The sequence below is a fragment of the Halobellus inordinatus genome (genome assembly GCF_024498335.1).
GTDB lineage: Archaea > Halobacteriota > Halobacteria > Halobacteriales > Haloferacaceae > Haloquadratum > Haloquadratum inordinatus.
Window position 1 is genome coordinate 209386 of the sequence record NZ_CP101826.1, and the last position, 15447, is coordinate 224832.

Sequence of the window (15447 nt, forward strand, 5' to 3'; positions counted from 1 at the left end):
CCCCGCGCGGTTGTATTCGCTTGCGTCGGTAGTTGCATCGCCGTCGTTTCTCCCGTCGTTCTCCCGTCAGGACGGGTGACAAAGACGTGATTCTCGGTCTTACAACAACTGTAAGATCCGCCGGGGACTCACTCAACGATCTTCGTCTGGATTGGGTGGGGCTGCGCGTGTTGGTAGTCCTATAAATCTAAGCGAGAGGTCACCGAGGCAGACGAGGCTTCTATTTCACGGATGGAGTGTAGCCATCGTGACTGAGATCTCTTTTTGTGGGCATATCTACGGCGGTTGCCAGTCACCGGATCAAAATCGTCCTACATCTAAGCCATCTGTCGTGTCAGGTATTTGCTTCCGTATTATCGTCCTCAGCGACTGACCGCAGATCTTCCAGGCGCTTGGCCGGCGACACACCCCCGAGCAGCGTCAACACCTCCACCTGTGACGAATCTGGCTGTGGATAGTCGCCACCGCGAATTGCTCGCGAGTCAGTTTGCTCTTCGACCCACGCCCGGCTCTGTTCAATCGCATCACGATTGAGCCATTCTGGGGGCCCGCCCACGACAACAAGGCCCCGGGACGCTGATTGCACGTCACACGGGAGTGTGAGTCGACCCAGCAGTGCCTCGTGCGTTTGTGTCGTGATCCGCTCTTGGGATTCAATGGGGTCGATATCGGAACTCTGAGAACTACCGAAGAAACGCTTGAGGCCAAACCACCCGCTGTCATCTTTCTCTTCGGGTAGCTCACTCGACGCGTAGCCGAGCGTCGCCACTCCACCGCCGTGTAATGTGTTGATGATCTCAGAAGCGTCAACAACGCTTTCACCGACAGAGTCGCTGTAGACTTCTCCCGCAGCAAAGAGCGTGCCGAGTCGCTGGGCGAGATGGGCATTGCTACTGTCGCAAGTGTCGACTCCAGTACTATCCGACAGCCAGGTCTCGTTGTCGAATGCGAGGACGTGATCAGTCACAGAGACAAACCGTCTGAGTGCCTGCACAGCTGTGTGTGCTTGTTGTGGGCCTGCCTGTGTCGCGGGGAGGGCTCCGACACCATAGACGGGTTGCTGATAGATACGCTGGAGGTGTTTTGCGAGTACTGGCGCCGCTCCACCACTCGTGTTGCCACCGAGCCCCGCACACACAAGGAAGGCATCGGCTTTGGACACGGGTGCCCCGTCAGTGCCCCGCACCAGTTGACGGTGGTTTGCCTCGGCGAGGTCTGCGATTTGTGTTGCATCGGTGGCCTCGCCGCCATCGATCGTGGCCGCCCCAAACCGAAGCTGGTTCGCTGTCGGAATGTGCGCGAGGTGGTCGAAGTTCGCGGTGGCGATATCGCACGCGACAGCATCGACAAGAAAGTCAGCTTGGAGCGTCTCCTCATAGGCCCGGAGGGCATCGGCAATGGCACCGCCAGCCTTTCCAACGCCAAAACAGAACACCTTCATTGCGGTTGCGTTCGTCCTGGGGCGCTCTGAATCTTCTGTCGAATCGTCATTGTGAACCCGAAATTATGGCGCATTCGATAACGCAGATTCCGATGGAGAAACACCTATGTGTTACCATTCGATTAATTTAGGTAATGGTACACTACCTTACCGGGACTCACATTAGTATCCTCCTAACTTGGGGACAGAGGTGTTCGCAACGGCTAGCTGCCGATCGAGTAGAACATCCCACTGCGAAGTCGCTGAGCCACTCCGCTCCTATTGTAGAAAATCCATAATGGCGTCAACAGATATCCAAGACGAGACGCAAACAGCGGTCCCAGAGGCGGCATCCCGCGATGCGGTTGGCGCATCACCTGCGCTTGTCGGACCGGAAAGCGACATCTCTCCGACCGTCAGTGTGGTGATGCCGACGATGAACGAGGAGGAGGGGATTCGTGAATGCATCGAGCGAGTCAAGCGGGCAGTCCAAGCGTCAGGCTATCAAACAGAAGTTATCATTAGTGACGACTCGGACGACCGCACTCCAGACATTGCCCGTGAGTTAGGGGCGATTGTTGTTGAACCTGATGAGCCAGGGTATGGCTATGCCTATCGGTACGCCTTCGATCACTGCCGAGGAGACTATATCGTCATTGGCGATGCTGACACCACGTATGATTTCGAGCAATTCCCGAAGTTGTTAGATCCAGTTGCAAACGGGGATGCGGATATGGTGATGGGTAGTCGCCTAGAGGGCGATATCAAGCCTGGTGCAATGCCAGCCCTCCATCAGTATGTCGGGAACCCGCTCCTGACGAAGTTTCTGAACGCGTTCTACGATGCCGGGGTTAGTGATGCGCATTCGGGGTTCCGGGTGTTTCGAGCCGATATGCTTGATGAGCTGGACCTGAAAACCACGGGGATGGAATTCGCCTCTGAGATGATTATGGATGCGGGGGCGAAAGATCTCACCATCGAAGAAATCCCGATTACCTATCACGAGCGTGTCGGCGACGCCACGCTAGAGAGTTTCCGCGATGGGTGGCGCCACGTGCGGTTTATGTTGCTGAATGCTCCCGGCTATTTGTTTACCGTTCCCGGTGTTGTGATGGGTCTCCTTGGACTGGTTGTGATGTTCGCTGCAGTTGGTGGTGCCTCAATTGCGGGTGCGACACTCGGGATTCACTCCTCAATTGTCGGGTCATTACTGACACTGGTTGGATATCAAGTCGCGACAATGGGCTCGTTTGCAACCGTTGCCAGTAACCCGATTCAACAGCCAGACGACCTTCTCACACAGCTCTTCGTTGAGCACTTGACGCTCGAGCGGATGGCGACGCTTGGCTTCGTGCTCTTCGCTGCTGGGGCTGGCTATGGAGTCTGGCTCCTGGCGCAGTGGGCTGCCACCGGGTTCACGCAACTACCGATGGTCACGGGTGACGTGCTTGGATTCACGGCAATCGTGCTGGGTCTGCAGACAATCTTTACGGCCTTCCTGCTGAGTGCAGTCGGCGAACGCGGCTGCTGAACTAACTTTTCCAGCTATTTGATTTTGCTTGCGGGCTGTCTTGCGTTCAACAGGGCAAGTTCGGTGCTGCACACAGCGCCCTTGGAACGATCCTTGGACACACGAGTTCACTCCGAAACGACGTCAAACGATCCTTCCGCGAAAGCGTTCAGAATCTTCTCTCCTGGGCACTCACCAGTCCAGATCGCAGTATCGACGAGCTAATGCAACAAATCGATGGGATGTTCGTCTAACGTGCGAAGTCAAGTAACTAAACACGACCAGCTTCAGCCCACCCGAATATAGGCCATCGAATCACCGGACAACGGCGATCTCGTGGGGATTCCTCACCCGGTAGGCTGGGGGCACGTGATTGTGGTAACAGTTGATGTGCGGACGGAAAGGGAGCACGTGCCTGAGCGATCTGACGGATCGCTCAGTGTAGCTTCAGACGTAGACTGGCTAGTTTAAGCTCTCTGAGCGCGTATCTATAGGAATGAGCAGGAAACAGCACGTTGTCGAACTCTCTGCAGAAGACCGGAACACACTCGATTGGTTCGTCTCAACCGGGACACGCAAAGCAGAAGACATCACGCGAGCCCGAATCCTTCTGAAGGCCGACGAGGGGCTCACAGATGCACAGATCTGTGAGCACCTCGGCTGCTCAATCGGGACACCGTATCGAACGCGAAAAGCCTTCACAGAGCGAGGGCTGGCGGCGATTCATCGCCGCAAGCCCGACCGTGAGTACGACCGCAAGCTCGACGGCGACGCCGAAGCCCGTCTCATCAAACTCGCCTGTAGCGACCCACCGGAAGGACACGCCCGCTGGACACTCCATCTCCTTGCAGACGAACTCGTTACCCTCGACGAGATCGACTTCGAGTCGGTCTCTCACGAAACCGTCCGACAGCGTCTAAAAAAACACCCTGAAACCGCATCTCTACGACTACTGGGCGATTCCAGCTGAAGACGAAGGCCAGTTCGCCTACCACATGGAAGACGTGCTTGACCTCTATCACGAACCATACGATCAGAACCGTCCAGTCATCTGTTTCGACGAGACCAGCAAGGCACTCCGCGGCCACAAACGCGACCCGCTCCCGGCCCGACCGGGAGCGGTCGCTCGTATCGATACCCACTACGAGCGCAACGGCAAGCAGAATCTCCATCTCGCCACTGAACCGTTGACTGGGTGGGTCACCGTCGCAATCACAGAGAAGCGAAAAACGGCTGACTGGATCGATCGCATGGTCGAACTCGCCGATGAGCACTACCCGGATGCCAACTGCATCCGGGTTGTGCTCGACAACCTCAACACGCACAATCCGGCAGCCTTCTACCGATACTTCCCGCCAGATATCGCACACGCGTATCTTGAGCGATTCGAGTTTCACTACACGCCCAAGCACGGCAGTTGGCTGAACATGGCCGAAATCGAGATCGGTGTCCTCAAACGCCAGTGTCTCAACCGTCGAATCTACCACGCAGCGACCCTTCGGTCGGAGGTCGCTGCGTGGCAAAAACAGCGAAACGCTGCTGACGGACTCATCGACTGGCAGTTTACTACCGACGATGCACGAACCAAGCTACGCCGGCTCTATCCTGTTCCGCTTACGGAGAACTAACCAGAGCAAGGTTGAAGCTACACTCAGACACTCACCTCCGGTGGATCGTATGGTTCCTTCCGCGTGAGCAGATGGAAGATCGAGACCAGCATCTTCCGAGCCGTTGCGACGATTGCGATCTGGTGGTTTTCCTCTGTTTCAACCGTGTAGAAGTTCCCGAAGTATTCATCACATCGTACGGCGATGTTGGCACATAGGACGAGGGCCCAACGCAACGGCGCTGAGCCCTCTTTGCTGATGCTCCCACGCACCTCTTTATCACCTGACTGGTGGACGACTGGGTCGAGTCCGGCATAACTCACGAGCTGCTTATCCTTATCGAACCGATCAATCTCACCAACCTCAGCAGCGATTACAGCAGCAGTGTACTGACCAACACCAGGAATCGCCAGCAGCCCAGCGGCTGCTGACGATTCCAGTACCTTCCGCTCGATTTTCTCTTCTAGCTTCTCGATTTGCTCACCGTAGGTGTCAATCACTGAGAGGTGGGCTTCGATAATCGCTCGGTCGGGGTCGCTGAGAGAGAGAGTTCCGCTAGTGGACCTGCCAGTTAATTCGTACCCACCCCGGTGAGTTCTTCTTCAATCCGCTCCTTTCTCTGGAAATAGATGTAAAATTATGTCTTCTTACACTGGCAACACACCAATTAAAACTATTCTGTCTTATTCAGAACGACTGTATTTCGAAGCCCTCGCCCGCAAAGCGACTGCTTCTCAACGTGATGCGTTCCGCGCACGGATCGTTCTGTTAGCCGCTCGTGGTTTCAATAACACTCAAATCAGCCAACGGCTCTCTTGTACCCGCAAGACTGCACGGAAATGGCGCAACCGTTACGCTAAATCTTGCCGGGCCGGGCTTGCTGACAAGCCTCGCCCCGGCCGACCTCGTATCTATGACGAAGCCACGCGTGCGCTGGTCACCGCAATCGCATGTGAACTCCCCGCTGACCGCGGACTCCCGTTATCTCGATTTAGTTCTGCCGATATTCACGCTGAAGCTTTGCAAGAACTCGATTCGTGTCCAGCACGATCAACTATCGCCGCCTGGCTCAAGCAGGCGGCGATTCGACCATGGACGGTGACTTCATGGGTGACTCCGCGCGACCCTCAGTTCAAGCAAAAGGCTGCTCGTGTATGTGACCTCTACACTGGCATATGGGAAGATGAGCCTCTTACAGAGGGAGATGTCATCATTTGTGCCGACGAGAAGACTGGAATTCAAGCCCGGTCCCGGCGGAAAACTCCGCCGGGGCCCGGCAAATCAGTTCGTCTCGAACACCATTATGACCGGAACGGAACCACAATCTGCCAAGCAGCATTCATTGCTGGAAGTGGAAATGTGATCGGCCATTGCGTCAAGGAGAACACCCGAGCGAACTTCGAGACGCTGGTTGAGAACGTGATGGCTGATCCGATCTGCCAGAACGCAGATCGGGTCTTTTGGATCATGGGATAACGGAAGTGCTCACCATCCAGCGACGTTCAGATGGTGGCTGCAAGAGGCGTATCCCACCGCAATTGGACTACATCTCCCAACTGGAGCATCGTGGTTGAATCAGATTGAACTCTACTTTTCGGTGTTGACACGAAAAGCACTGACCGGCGGAAATTTCCACTCGGTCGATGCGGTCGAGGACCGCATCACCGAGTTCGAGGAACTGTGGAACAGCAATCCGGAGCCATTCGAGTGGAACTACACGAGAGAAGACTTGACGAGACTGCTTGAGAGGCTGCCAACGATAGAGTAAATCCTTCTGAGCACGTCTATTTGACATGGGTCCGATTCCGGATTATGCACGTCAAGCTCTCAAAGAGCGTTTAGAGACTCACGCGCGCACCGCTTGGACCGAGCGGTGCGCGGGTGTCAACGTTCGGTTTCGTGGTAGATACGCCTACGTGGAGGTCTTCGACAGTGACCCGTGGTTCATGCCTGGATTGACGAACGACGAAAAAGAGCAGATTCGCCAAACTCCAGTGAAGATGTGCCGATTAGGGTGGACTGGTGATATGGAGTTATGGGATCTCGCATTCCACAGATACAGCGACGGCCGGTACCAGCCGTCGATTGACTTCGACGGCTCGGGAAGGAGCGCACCAGAAATATGTTTTGACTGCGCTGCACAGGTTTATCTCCGATAACGGTGGTCCCACGGGAAGAGCCACTGGGTACGAATTAACTGGCAGGTCCACCGAGCATCTCGTAGATCGGGCGGTAGTTACCGGATGCTTCGATGGCGGCTTCACTGCCAGCGTATTCCTCGGCGAGCTCGGAGAGGCGATCGTTTGGCAAGCGAATCTCGTCTTGCAGGTTGACGTCGTCGTCCACGACGGCAACCTGCGAGTACCGTTTGTGGGTGTCGATTCCAAGGTACATTGGACGCCTCCGTTGGGGCTGATCACGCGTGATCGGAAAGGCGCCTATGGGTGCTCTGTGGCACAGTAGTCTTCTTCCTTTCACGGGCTAGGATCGGTCGTTCTAGCGTGCTTGTTGCACTGGTTAGCACTCGGTCTCTGTCAACCCCTGTTTACCTGATTCACGTGCCAAGGGCTTAGTTGCAGGATTTTCATAGAGTCATTCTATGACACCCCTAATAGTCCACTATCGAATGCGGGGTTATGACTCAGCTCTTGGAGCAGAAACCCATACACAGGGGCGAACGCCAATGTGTGTTTCGTGAGGAACCCGTGGAATACCACGACACCGACGTTCGAGGGCGTGTCGTGTTTTACTGCGAAGAACACGCGGTCAAGTAATTCCGAATTACGGCGACAGCAAGTTGCTTACCGGAGTACTCTCTGGTGAGTGTATGGACGACCAGACGCCACAGCATTGTCCGGACTGTGGCACGAGTCTATCTTCCCGGGAAATCGAGGGTCGCTCCCGAGCGTACTGTCCGTCGTGTGAAACCCCGATCTATCGGAACCCGAAGCCGTGTGCGGGCGTTCTGGTCGTAGACAAGGGGCAGCTATTGCTTGTGAAGCGAACGCAGCCACCAGGCGTTGGCACATGGAGTATTCCAGCGGGGTTTCTGGAATACGATGAACCGCCTGCGAGAGGCGCTGTCCGGGAACTCGAAGAAGAAACGGGTGTTGTAGTGTCCGAAGACGAACTCGAACTCTTCGATACCGACTTCGTGACCGCAGGTCCGCGAGAGAACGTACTAGTCATCATCTATCGGGTCGATAGGGGTGTGACAGAGGGAGAACCAGAAGCAGGCTCCGACGCAGGCGCTGTGCGATTCTGGGAGATGGATGATTTCGAAAAGCGAGATGAAGATATCGAACCAGGCTACGAGGAAATCTTCCGGAGAACTCGAACGCTCTGAGGCTATTCCGACAACATCCGATAGTAGTTGTCTATCGACTTGTCGACAGTAAAGTTCTCCTCAAAGGCTTCTCGGGCATTTGTCCCCTGTTCCTCAACAAGCTCGGGGTTCGATTGCCAGCGCTCAATCGCGTCGACGATACCATCCACATCGCCCTGCGAGACATAGATACCAGCATCGAACTGGTCGACAATTCGTGACTCGTCGTCGTCCGGCTGCGCGATGGTGAGGACAGGCTCACCCACGGCCATCGCAGTGTAGAGCTTGCTGGAAACGCAGATGCCCTCAAATCCTTTCTTGACCGTGACAACGGAGACATCTGCTGACGTAAGGCTGTAAGGAAGGTTGTCCCACGGCTGGTAGGGAAGAAACTCGACAGTGTCGCCCTTGAGACCGAGGTCTTCGGCCATCGAGACGATATTCGACTTGTTGTCGCCCTCTCCGATGATGAGGAAGCCGACGTTCTCATTCTCGAACTCGGAAGCAGCTTCAACTAGCGTTTCGAGGTCGTGGAAGTCGCCGATGTTCCCGGAGTAGAGTATCGTGAACTGATCGACGAGGTCGTGTTCCTCGCTGAACCAGTTTTCTTCCTTCTCTTTGGGTTCGATGAAGTCCTCATCCTCCCAGTTGTGGATAATTTCGACCTTGCTTTCGTCGAACTTCGGCCCGGCGTTCCGGCTGATGCGGTCCTTCATCACGGGTCCGAGCGCGACGATGTGCTCCGCTGCGAGGAAGGCCCGCCGGTTGAGGAAATCCCAGATCCGGTGTGGAATACTTCCTTCTGGGATGTAGTCAAGTTCGACTGGCTGATCGGGGTAGAGATCGTAGACGATGTAGGTGTAATCCCAGCCACGAATCCGACAGACCAACCACATCGCAACGGGGAGGAACGGAGGATTAGAGACGAAGATGACCTCGCGCTCCTTCTCGGTCTGGCTCAGGAGCATCACGACAAACATCCAGAGCGTAAAAACCCCCCAGTTGAACAGGCGGCGGGGAATCGAGGACTGTCGAAGTTGAGGCGCTCGGATGCGCTTCACCTGTACTCCCTCGTGGTTGGACACGCGGGATTGTTTCTCGTTTTCGCCGCTATGATAGTTCGGCTGGCCCGTGAGAACGGTCATAGCCAAGCCGCGCTCTTGGAGTCCAACCGCAAGGTCTGTCATAAGCTGGCCGGTCGAGGCCGTATCCGGGTGGAAATACTCGGTGACGAGGACGTACTCTTTGTTTGCGTCAGCCATACGAAAATCGGCGTACTGCGTTAGCGCTCGTGGAGAAGCGTTTCGAGGTTCTCGCGGACGTACTCCTTGTCGCGGGCGTCGAGATACCAGTCAAGAGTGTTCTGGATTCCTTCCTCGACGGTGTACTCAGGTTCCCACCCGAGGAGTTCCTCGGCGCGGGTCGTGTCGGCCGCACGGTGACGGACGCCTTCTGGCTTTTCCGTCATATAGTTGATTTCGTCGGGTTCCCAGTTGAGGTAGTCGAAGATGATGTCGACGGCCTCGTTCATCGTGACGTATCGGCTGATGCCCGCATTCACGGGGGTGCCGTCCGTGACGTTCTCCGCGGCGAGGCGGAGCGCACGCGTGATGTCCTTCACATAGGTGAAGTTCCGCGTCTGCTCGCCGTCGCCCCAAATCTGGAAGGGGTCCTGCTCGGCGTAGGCCTTCGCCATAAACGCCACAATAGCGTGGGTCTCGTTCTCGCGCGGGCCGTACGCGGTGAAAATCCGGACGATACTCGTGTCGATGTCGTACTGTTCTTGGTAGGCCTGGAGCGAGCGCTCGCCCATCAGCTTCGCCCAACCGTAGACTTCGTCGGCGTAGGCACCACCACGTTCCTCGAAGCTCACCATATCCTCGCTAAGGCGCTGACGCTCCTGCTGGATGTCCGTGGGGTACGTGCAGGCGCTGGAAGCGAACGAAATACGGTCGACACCGTTCTTCGCGGCCGCCTCATAAACGATATTGTCCAGCGCCATATTCGTAGCGCAATTCGCGGGATACTGCGAAATGTATCCGCGCCCGCCGTGATCCGCGGCGAGGTGGAAGACGGTGTCAATGTCTTCGGTCGCTTCGTCCGCGAAGTCCCAATGCTTCAGGTTCCCGGTGACGAGTTCGATTTGGTCTTGGACTGCCTCTAGGTTCTCGGGTTCGCCACTCGAAAGATCGTCCGCGACGCGGACATCCGCGCCCTCTGCGACGAGGTCCTCAACGAGATGGCTGCCGATGAATGATGCACCGCCGGTGACGAGCACACGCTCTCCTTCCCACTCACTCATTGTTCGCCTCGTTCTGTTGCAGCAACCTTCTTAGTCCCTTCGAGTTCCGCTTCGGCCCATTCGTACACGTTGCGGAGCCCTTCTTCGAAGGAAACAGAGGGTTCCCAGTCGAGTTCCTCCTTCATCTTCGTCATATCACACGCGTACTTGTCCGTGCCTGTGGGCTTGGAGAGATCGTGTTCGATGGAGATGTCCTTTCCGCTGATCTCGATGATCTTCTCGGCGAGGTTATTCATCGTCGTAACCTCCTTGGAGTTGCCAAGGTTGATTGGTTCGCCATCGACCTTCTTCTCGATGGTCTCGATCATACCGTCGGCGAGGTCGGTGACGTAGATGAAACCTCGCTCCTGAGTACCGTCGCCGAAAAGTTCGATAGAGCCGCCATCAGGTTCCTCAATGACTTTCCGACAGAGCGACGGGATAACGTGGCTTCGATCCGGGTCGAGGCTTTCTCGCGGGCCGAAGGCGTTGAAAATCCGGACGGCGCCGGTCTTCATATCGCAGTCCTCGTAGTAGGCTTCGCAGGCAACCTCGCCGAGGATTTTCGCCCAGCCGTAGGTACTGTGAGGGTTCGCCGGGATGCCCTGGTCCTCGCTGAAGAGGTTCAGATTGTCGTGTTGCTGCCGGTAGATGCAGGCGCTCGACGCGAAGAGGAATCGGTCGATATCGTTAATTCGAGAAGCTTCGAGCATATGCTGGTTCATCAGCACACTCGGCGTGAGTCCGTTGACATTCTCGCGCTGGATGTAGTGAATGCCTCCTACCGAGGCGGCGAGGTGAAAGACGTGGTCGACACCTTCTGTTGCTTCGATACACCCCTTGTGTGTGGTCAGATCTACAGTACGGATTTCGATTTCGTCCTCGATATGTGAGAGTTTCCCGTGACCACTTGAGAAATTGTCCGCAACGACGACATCTGCCCCACGGTCAAGGAGTTCCTCTGTGAGGAAGGAGCCGATGAACCCTCCCCCACCAGTAACGAGAGCAGTAGTGCTCTCCCAATCGAATGACATTGTGTATCTATTGTTACCCATTTAGGAGGATAATAGTGTTCCGATATTACAGGTACCCTAAATCTTCGAGGCGGTCTTCAACGTCATCATCCATATCTCCCTGCAAATACCGTGCTTCTGCATCGAGTTCATCCAAGCGTTGGAGAACCGCGTTTCGAACCGTCCCGGCTTCTGGGTGGTCTCTATCAACCTGTTCGAACTTTCCGTCCCGGAGATCGAACAGTCTATGTTCGTTGTTGATTTCATCTCCCTCATAAAGCCAGTCCGACGATCGTGCGCCGACGGTAATATCACCTTCCACCTCGTGCTCTGCCATAATGTACTCCCGAGGCTCGTCAACGCCAAGAACTTGTCCTTCATATTCATCCGGAACCTCAATCCCAAGCGCGTCGTGAATTAGGGGGGGGACATCAAGGAGACTGACCAGCTGGTCCTTATCGTCAAGATAATCCGGACCGTTTGCAACGATGAGCGGAACGTGTAGCAACTCGTCATACATCCGCTCGGGCTTTCCGTATTGTCCGTGCTCACCGAACAGTTCGCCGTGGTCCGATGTAATGATGACTAACGTATCTTCGTAGCGGCCAGTATCTTGGAGATTGGCGAGTATACGATCGATCTGGTCGAATGTATATTCGATCGCGGCCTCATACAGTTGTTTCAGCTTCCGTATTTCCTCATCCGAGAGTGTTTCTGGATTCCGAAGCAACGCGGAATACCATTCCGAAACGTCGGATTGGGTCGCGTCAGACACGCCGTGTCGTTCACGATATTCTTCTGGGGGAAAGCACGGGTGGTGAACGTCCATATAGTGGGTCCAGCAGAAGAACGATTCGTCGGTCTCGTTGAGCCACTCAATGGTGTCGTCAGTGATGACCTCGGCACTCACATAGGGGCGAGGTTTGCCTTTGACGAGCTGGTAGGATCTCTTGATTGCGTCCGTGATGTGGAGAGTATCGTCCACCTTTCGGAGTTTTGGGTTGCTTATTTCGATACCGCGGGGAAATATTTTTGTAGCAATCCCCATCAAAGGGTTCTGGTAATCCCTGAATGTAGCAAACCCAACATTGTAATTGAAATGGCTCGAAAGAAAGGGGTTACACTGGAAGGCTGCAGTTTTCCAACCAGATCTGCTGAGAAAAGTACTAACACGCGGACGCGACTCAGATAATGGTCCAAGAGCATCAAATGAAAGGGGATACGTTCCCGTTAGCATCGCAGGGAATGAAGGAGTTGTGCCTGGACCTGTTGCATATGCTTGGTTAAATGCCAGAGAATCATTTTTCCCGTTCTGCAACTTTTCAATTAGAGTCCCCGATTCCTGAGGGAGGAAATCCGGTCGTAGTGAATCAACAGTGATCAAGAGTATATTCTCAGGCATCGTCATATTTGTTATATTTTGCTAGGAGTTAATAAACGCAACCCATTGGGAAATTATACCTATGTCTCTAGAATCTGCATATAGAGTGCCACCGTCTTGTGTGCAACTCCCTCCCAAGAATACTCCTCTTCTACCCTCTGGCGAGCGGCTAATCCCATTTTTTCTCTACGAGCACTATCTTCAATGAGGGCTTCGATATTGATAGCTAGTTCCTCTGGCTCTTCTGGTGGAACAAGAACACCAGTTCGGTTAGATATTTGTTCAGGAATTCCGCCAACTCTGGTCGAGATTATCGGAGTACCTGCAGCCATTGCCTCAAGTGTAACTAAAGGAAAAACATCCGACCTAGTTGGGAAAGTAAATATATCGGCACGCTTATATAACCACTCCAAGGATTCTTGGTTGGTATAACCGAGATATCGTAAATCACCGTCATCAAAGTTGTTCAATCGGCTCTCATATTCATCATCAATTAAAGGACCCACAACTAGCATAATACTCTCTTTCTCAATTTTTTGATACGCTGTGAGTAAATCGTCAATCCCCTTGCTACTGATGATCTTTCCCACAAAGAGCAATACTGGTATATCGGGGGAGATCTCATTGGTAATCGGGGGTTGTTCAACAGTATCATCAGGAATCGAAACCCCATTCGGGATAACACTAACCGATTGGGTGGGGAAAAGTTCCTTTAGCATCTCTCGGTCATGGTTTGAAAGTGCAATAAGGTGGGAAGAATGTCTGAGAGTGTACATATATGGTTTTAAAAATAGATATTTGAATGCCAACTTCTGAATTCTGGACATATTCATACTTTGCGGGAGTTCTGGGATTTTACTAATCCCATGTGCTGTGATTACGTATGGAACGCCTGCCAATCGGCATCTCATCGTCGCAGCAAGAAGGCCCCCTAAAGGAACAGCATTGTGGAAATGAACAAGATCGTATTCTGAAAGGGGCCGAGGTGTGGAAAGTTCAGTCCAAATTAGTGTATTTTCATAGTTTTCATCCGAACCAATAACCCAATTCCCGATATCACGGAGTACCGTTCGAGAGGGTGTCGTATAGAAGGCACCTTCAACTTGTAGCTCATCCAAGAGAAGTTCATCATACTTCCCCTTCATCTTCACAGTATCAACATCAATAAATCCATCAAGATGGTCTCCGAGCTTAAGACCTGCTCGAACAGCCCCTTCTCTATTTTCTGGGGTAGATATAACCACATTGAGTACAGCCATATTATTGGTTTGCAAGGTCATTACCTAATATAGAAATTCTATTTCATTAACTATTTGAATATGGGTTCCAGCCATCTCATATCGACTTATCATCTATTGATGACTCACCAACGAATATCAAAAAGGCTCTACTCAACACATAAGACTTTTGTCCTCACTAGGGTAGTGATTCCCTATGCATAGACGGAGTAAGGTAGGCCTAATCCTCATATTCATATCTGTACTACCTGCTTCATATTTAGTTTGGGCCAATTTATCTGATCCCATCTTCTTCGGGAGGAATATCTATGTTAGTATCCGAGATGTATACGTCACACATTCCTTTCCATCGGGGAATAAGCCCTTTTATCGATCATTTCTTATAACTACCAGCCTTTTAGCTGGAATCCCCCTTCATCAGCTTTTAGATTACCCGTTCTCCGGCATATTAATAATACTTGGCGAGGTGTTATTCCTGAAAAAAACAAGAGTACAAAACCATAATATCGGGCTGGTAGTATTAGTTTCAACTTTAACTGTCCACAGGAGCCCGTGGAGTTACTCCATCACGCGAATCGACTTTTTCTTATTTCTTATGCTTGTACTTGGATTATACATTTGGATATCAAATGAAGATCACCGATTCGGTTTACTGGTTCTCCTGTTATTCATTTCACTGAATATGTTCTACTATACCGCGGGAGCATGGGCAATCGTCCTGATTTTAACACTTGTTCTGACTGACTATATCATTTATAAAAATTTGGACACGGGATTAATTAGCTATCTTCTAGCGTCTTCTGTCTTCTATATATATTTCACTGATCAAATCTATCGAGGTTTTTTCGAACTGTTCGGGTCTTTATCGGCTGGAATAAGTCGATTATTTGTGTCAATTGGATTTGGTGTTAACACAGTACAAAACCAATATGTGTATACTGGCTCACAAAATACACTCACTCTAATCAATTCGGGGTCAAAAGTGGCTGAGTTGATAGTCCTACTTATTGCCTCTATTTTGTTCCTGGTGAGTTTGGCAAATGATCTCCTCCGGACTTATTCAACTACCTTACGAAAGCAATTGGCAGCTTCCATTATGTTCGTAGCAGTATTTGACACCCTTCTGTATTTATTCGTTGGGACCTTTGTACTAAGATTAGAGTTTTTTGCCATATTATTGCTCCTTCCATTCCTTCTCAAAGAAATATATAACAGAGGCTATTTGATAGAGGCCACACTTATAGTGTTTCTAATCTTGTCATCGGCTGCTATGGTTACGTCAATTGGTACTGGTGATTTTAACGATGCAAATCCAAACAACGTCAACCCCGCAAAGTATTGGGTGGAAAAATATGGTGACAAGAAGGTTTTGTCAGATCTTGAAACATTATCTTACGTTGTATTAGATACAGATATAGATGTTGTAGTATACGATCTATCTCTATACACCAGCATACTAGGAGAGTCTTCGACCCATTCAAACTATTATGTGTTTCTAAATGAAAATACTATCAAAGAACCGGTTATAACTGCTGGCGGAACTTGGGCCACGTTTGAACCCCTTCAGAAACACCATCACGAGGTGAACACTAATTCAGACTTGAATAAAATATACTCAAAAGAGGGGATGGTTATATATTCTTAATAATAGGTATGAATGAACACTATAGGG

General features: G+C 52.4%; 12 protein-coding genes and 2 pseudogenes. 6 read left to right on the forward strand and 8 right to left on the reverse strand.

The window, feature by feature from the left end; translation table 11 throughout:
* Positions 1–334 precede the first annotated feature (334 nt).
* Positions 335–1441 carry a tubulin/FtsZ family protein gene (locus tag NO362_RS14410; protein ID WP_256546755.1) on the reverse strand — a complete coding sequence of 369 codons (1107 nt, stop codon included), beginning with the start codon at positions 1439–1441 and terminating at the stop codon, positions 335–337.
* 277 nt (positions 1442–1718) lie between these two features.
* On the opposite strand from NO362_RS14410, the gene NO362_RS14415 reads away from it, so the two are divergent.
* Positions 1719–2951, forward strand: coding sequence for a glycosyltransferase family 2 protein (locus tag NO362_RS14415; RefSeq protein WP_439331178.1), 1233 nt, complete (start codon positions 1719–1721; stop codon positions 2949–2951).
* A 475-nt stretch (positions 2952–3426) separates the two neighbouring features.
* Positions 3427–4558 (forward strand): IS630 family transposase gene (locus NO362_RS14420; protein ID WP_256546756.1). Its coding sequence is split into 2 segments (ribosomal slippage): positions 3427–3851 and positions 3850–4558, totalling 1134 coding nucleotides; the frame shifts between segments, so codons are not numbered across the junction.
* A gap of 23 nt (positions 4559–4581) precedes the next feature.
* Here NO362_RS14420 and NO362_RS14425 read toward each other — a convergent pair.
* Positions 4582–5109 (reverse strand): annotated as a pseudogene (locus NO362_RS14425) (IS110 family transposase); the annotation flags it as partial.
* Positions 5110–5176: 67 nt separating this feature from the next.
* Between NO362_RS14425 and NO362_RS14430 the strand changes: the two are divergent.
* Together NO362_RS14430 and NO362_RS14435 are read left to right on the forward strand one after the other, a co-directional pair.
* Positions 5177–6013 carry an IS630 family transposase gene (locus NO362_RS14430; RefSeq protein WP_256546758.1) on the forward strand — a complete coding sequence of 279 codons (837 nt, stop codon included), beginning with the start codon at positions 5177–5179 and terminating at the stop codon, positions 6011–6013.
* 37 nt (positions 6014–6050) lie between these two features.
* A complete protein-coding gene (locus NO362_RS14435; protein WP_256546885.1) occupies positions 6051–6305 on the forward strand; it encodes a hypothetical protein in 255 nt (84 codons plus the stop codon).
* A gap of 443 nt (positions 6306–6748) precedes the next feature.
* On the opposite strand, the pseudogene NO362_RS14440 reads toward NO362_RS14435, so the two are convergent.
* Positions 6749–6931 (reverse strand): annotated as a pseudogene (locus NO362_RS14440) (IS110 family transposase); the annotation flags it as partial.
* 433 nt (positions 6932–7364) lie between these two features.
* On the opposite strand from NO362_RS14440, the gene NO362_RS14445 reads away from it, so the two are divergent.
* Positions 7365–7883, forward strand: coding sequence for an NUDIX hydrolase (locus NO362_RS14445; RefSeq protein WP_256546760.1), 519 nt, complete (start codon positions 7365–7367; stop codon positions 7881–7883).
* 2 nt (positions 7884–7885) lie between these two features.
* Here NO362_RS14445 and NO362_RS14450 read toward each other — a convergent pair whose 3' ends face one another.
* From NO362_RS14450 to NO362_RS14470, 5 genes are read right to left on the reverse strand one after another with little or no spacing between them, the layout of a single operon-like run.
* Positions 7886–9124, reverse strand: coding sequence for a glycosyltransferase family 4 protein (locus NO362_RS14450; RefSeq protein WP_256546761.1), 1239 nt, complete (start codon positions 9122–9124; stop codon positions 7886–7888).
* 20 nt (positions 9125–9144) lie between these two features.
* The gene (locus tag NO362_RS14455; protein WP_256546762.1) at positions 9145–10164 is read right to left on the reverse strand and encodes an NAD-dependent epimerase/dehydratase family protein; all 1020 of its coding nucleotides are present in this window, start codon (positions 10162–10164) and stop codon (positions 9145–9147) included.
* Positions 10161–11177: an NAD-dependent epimerase/dehydratase family protein gene (locus NO362_RS14460; RefSeq protein ID WP_256546763.1), complete on the reverse strand. Its 1017-nt coding sequence runs from the start codon at positions 11175–11177 to the stop codon at positions 10161–10163. The genes NO362_RS14455 and NO362_RS14460 overlap by 4 nt, the downstream gene beginning before the upstream one ends.
* 46 nt (positions 11178–11223) lie before the next feature.
* Positions 11224–12564, reverse strand: a complete 1341-nt coding sequence (locus NO362_RS14465; protein ID WP_256546764.1) for a sulfatase — start codon at positions 12562–12564, stop codon at positions 11224–11226.
* A 53-nt stretch (positions 12565–12617) separates the two neighbouring features.
* On the reverse strand, positions 12618–13796 hold the full coding sequence (locus NO362_RS14470; RefSeq protein ID WP_256546765.1) for a glycosyltransferase family 4 protein: 1179 nt from the start codon (positions 13794–13796) through the stop codon (positions 12618–12620).
* Positions 13797–14871: 1075 nt separating this feature from the next.
* Between NO362_RS14470 and NO362_RS14475 the strand changes: the two genes are divergently transcribed.
* Entirely contained in the window at positions 14872–15420 is a 549-nt protein-coding gene (locus tag NO362_RS14475) for a hypothetical protein (protein ID WP_256546766.1), read from the forward strand.
* The last annotated feature ends 27 nt before the right edge of the window (positions 15421–15447 follow it).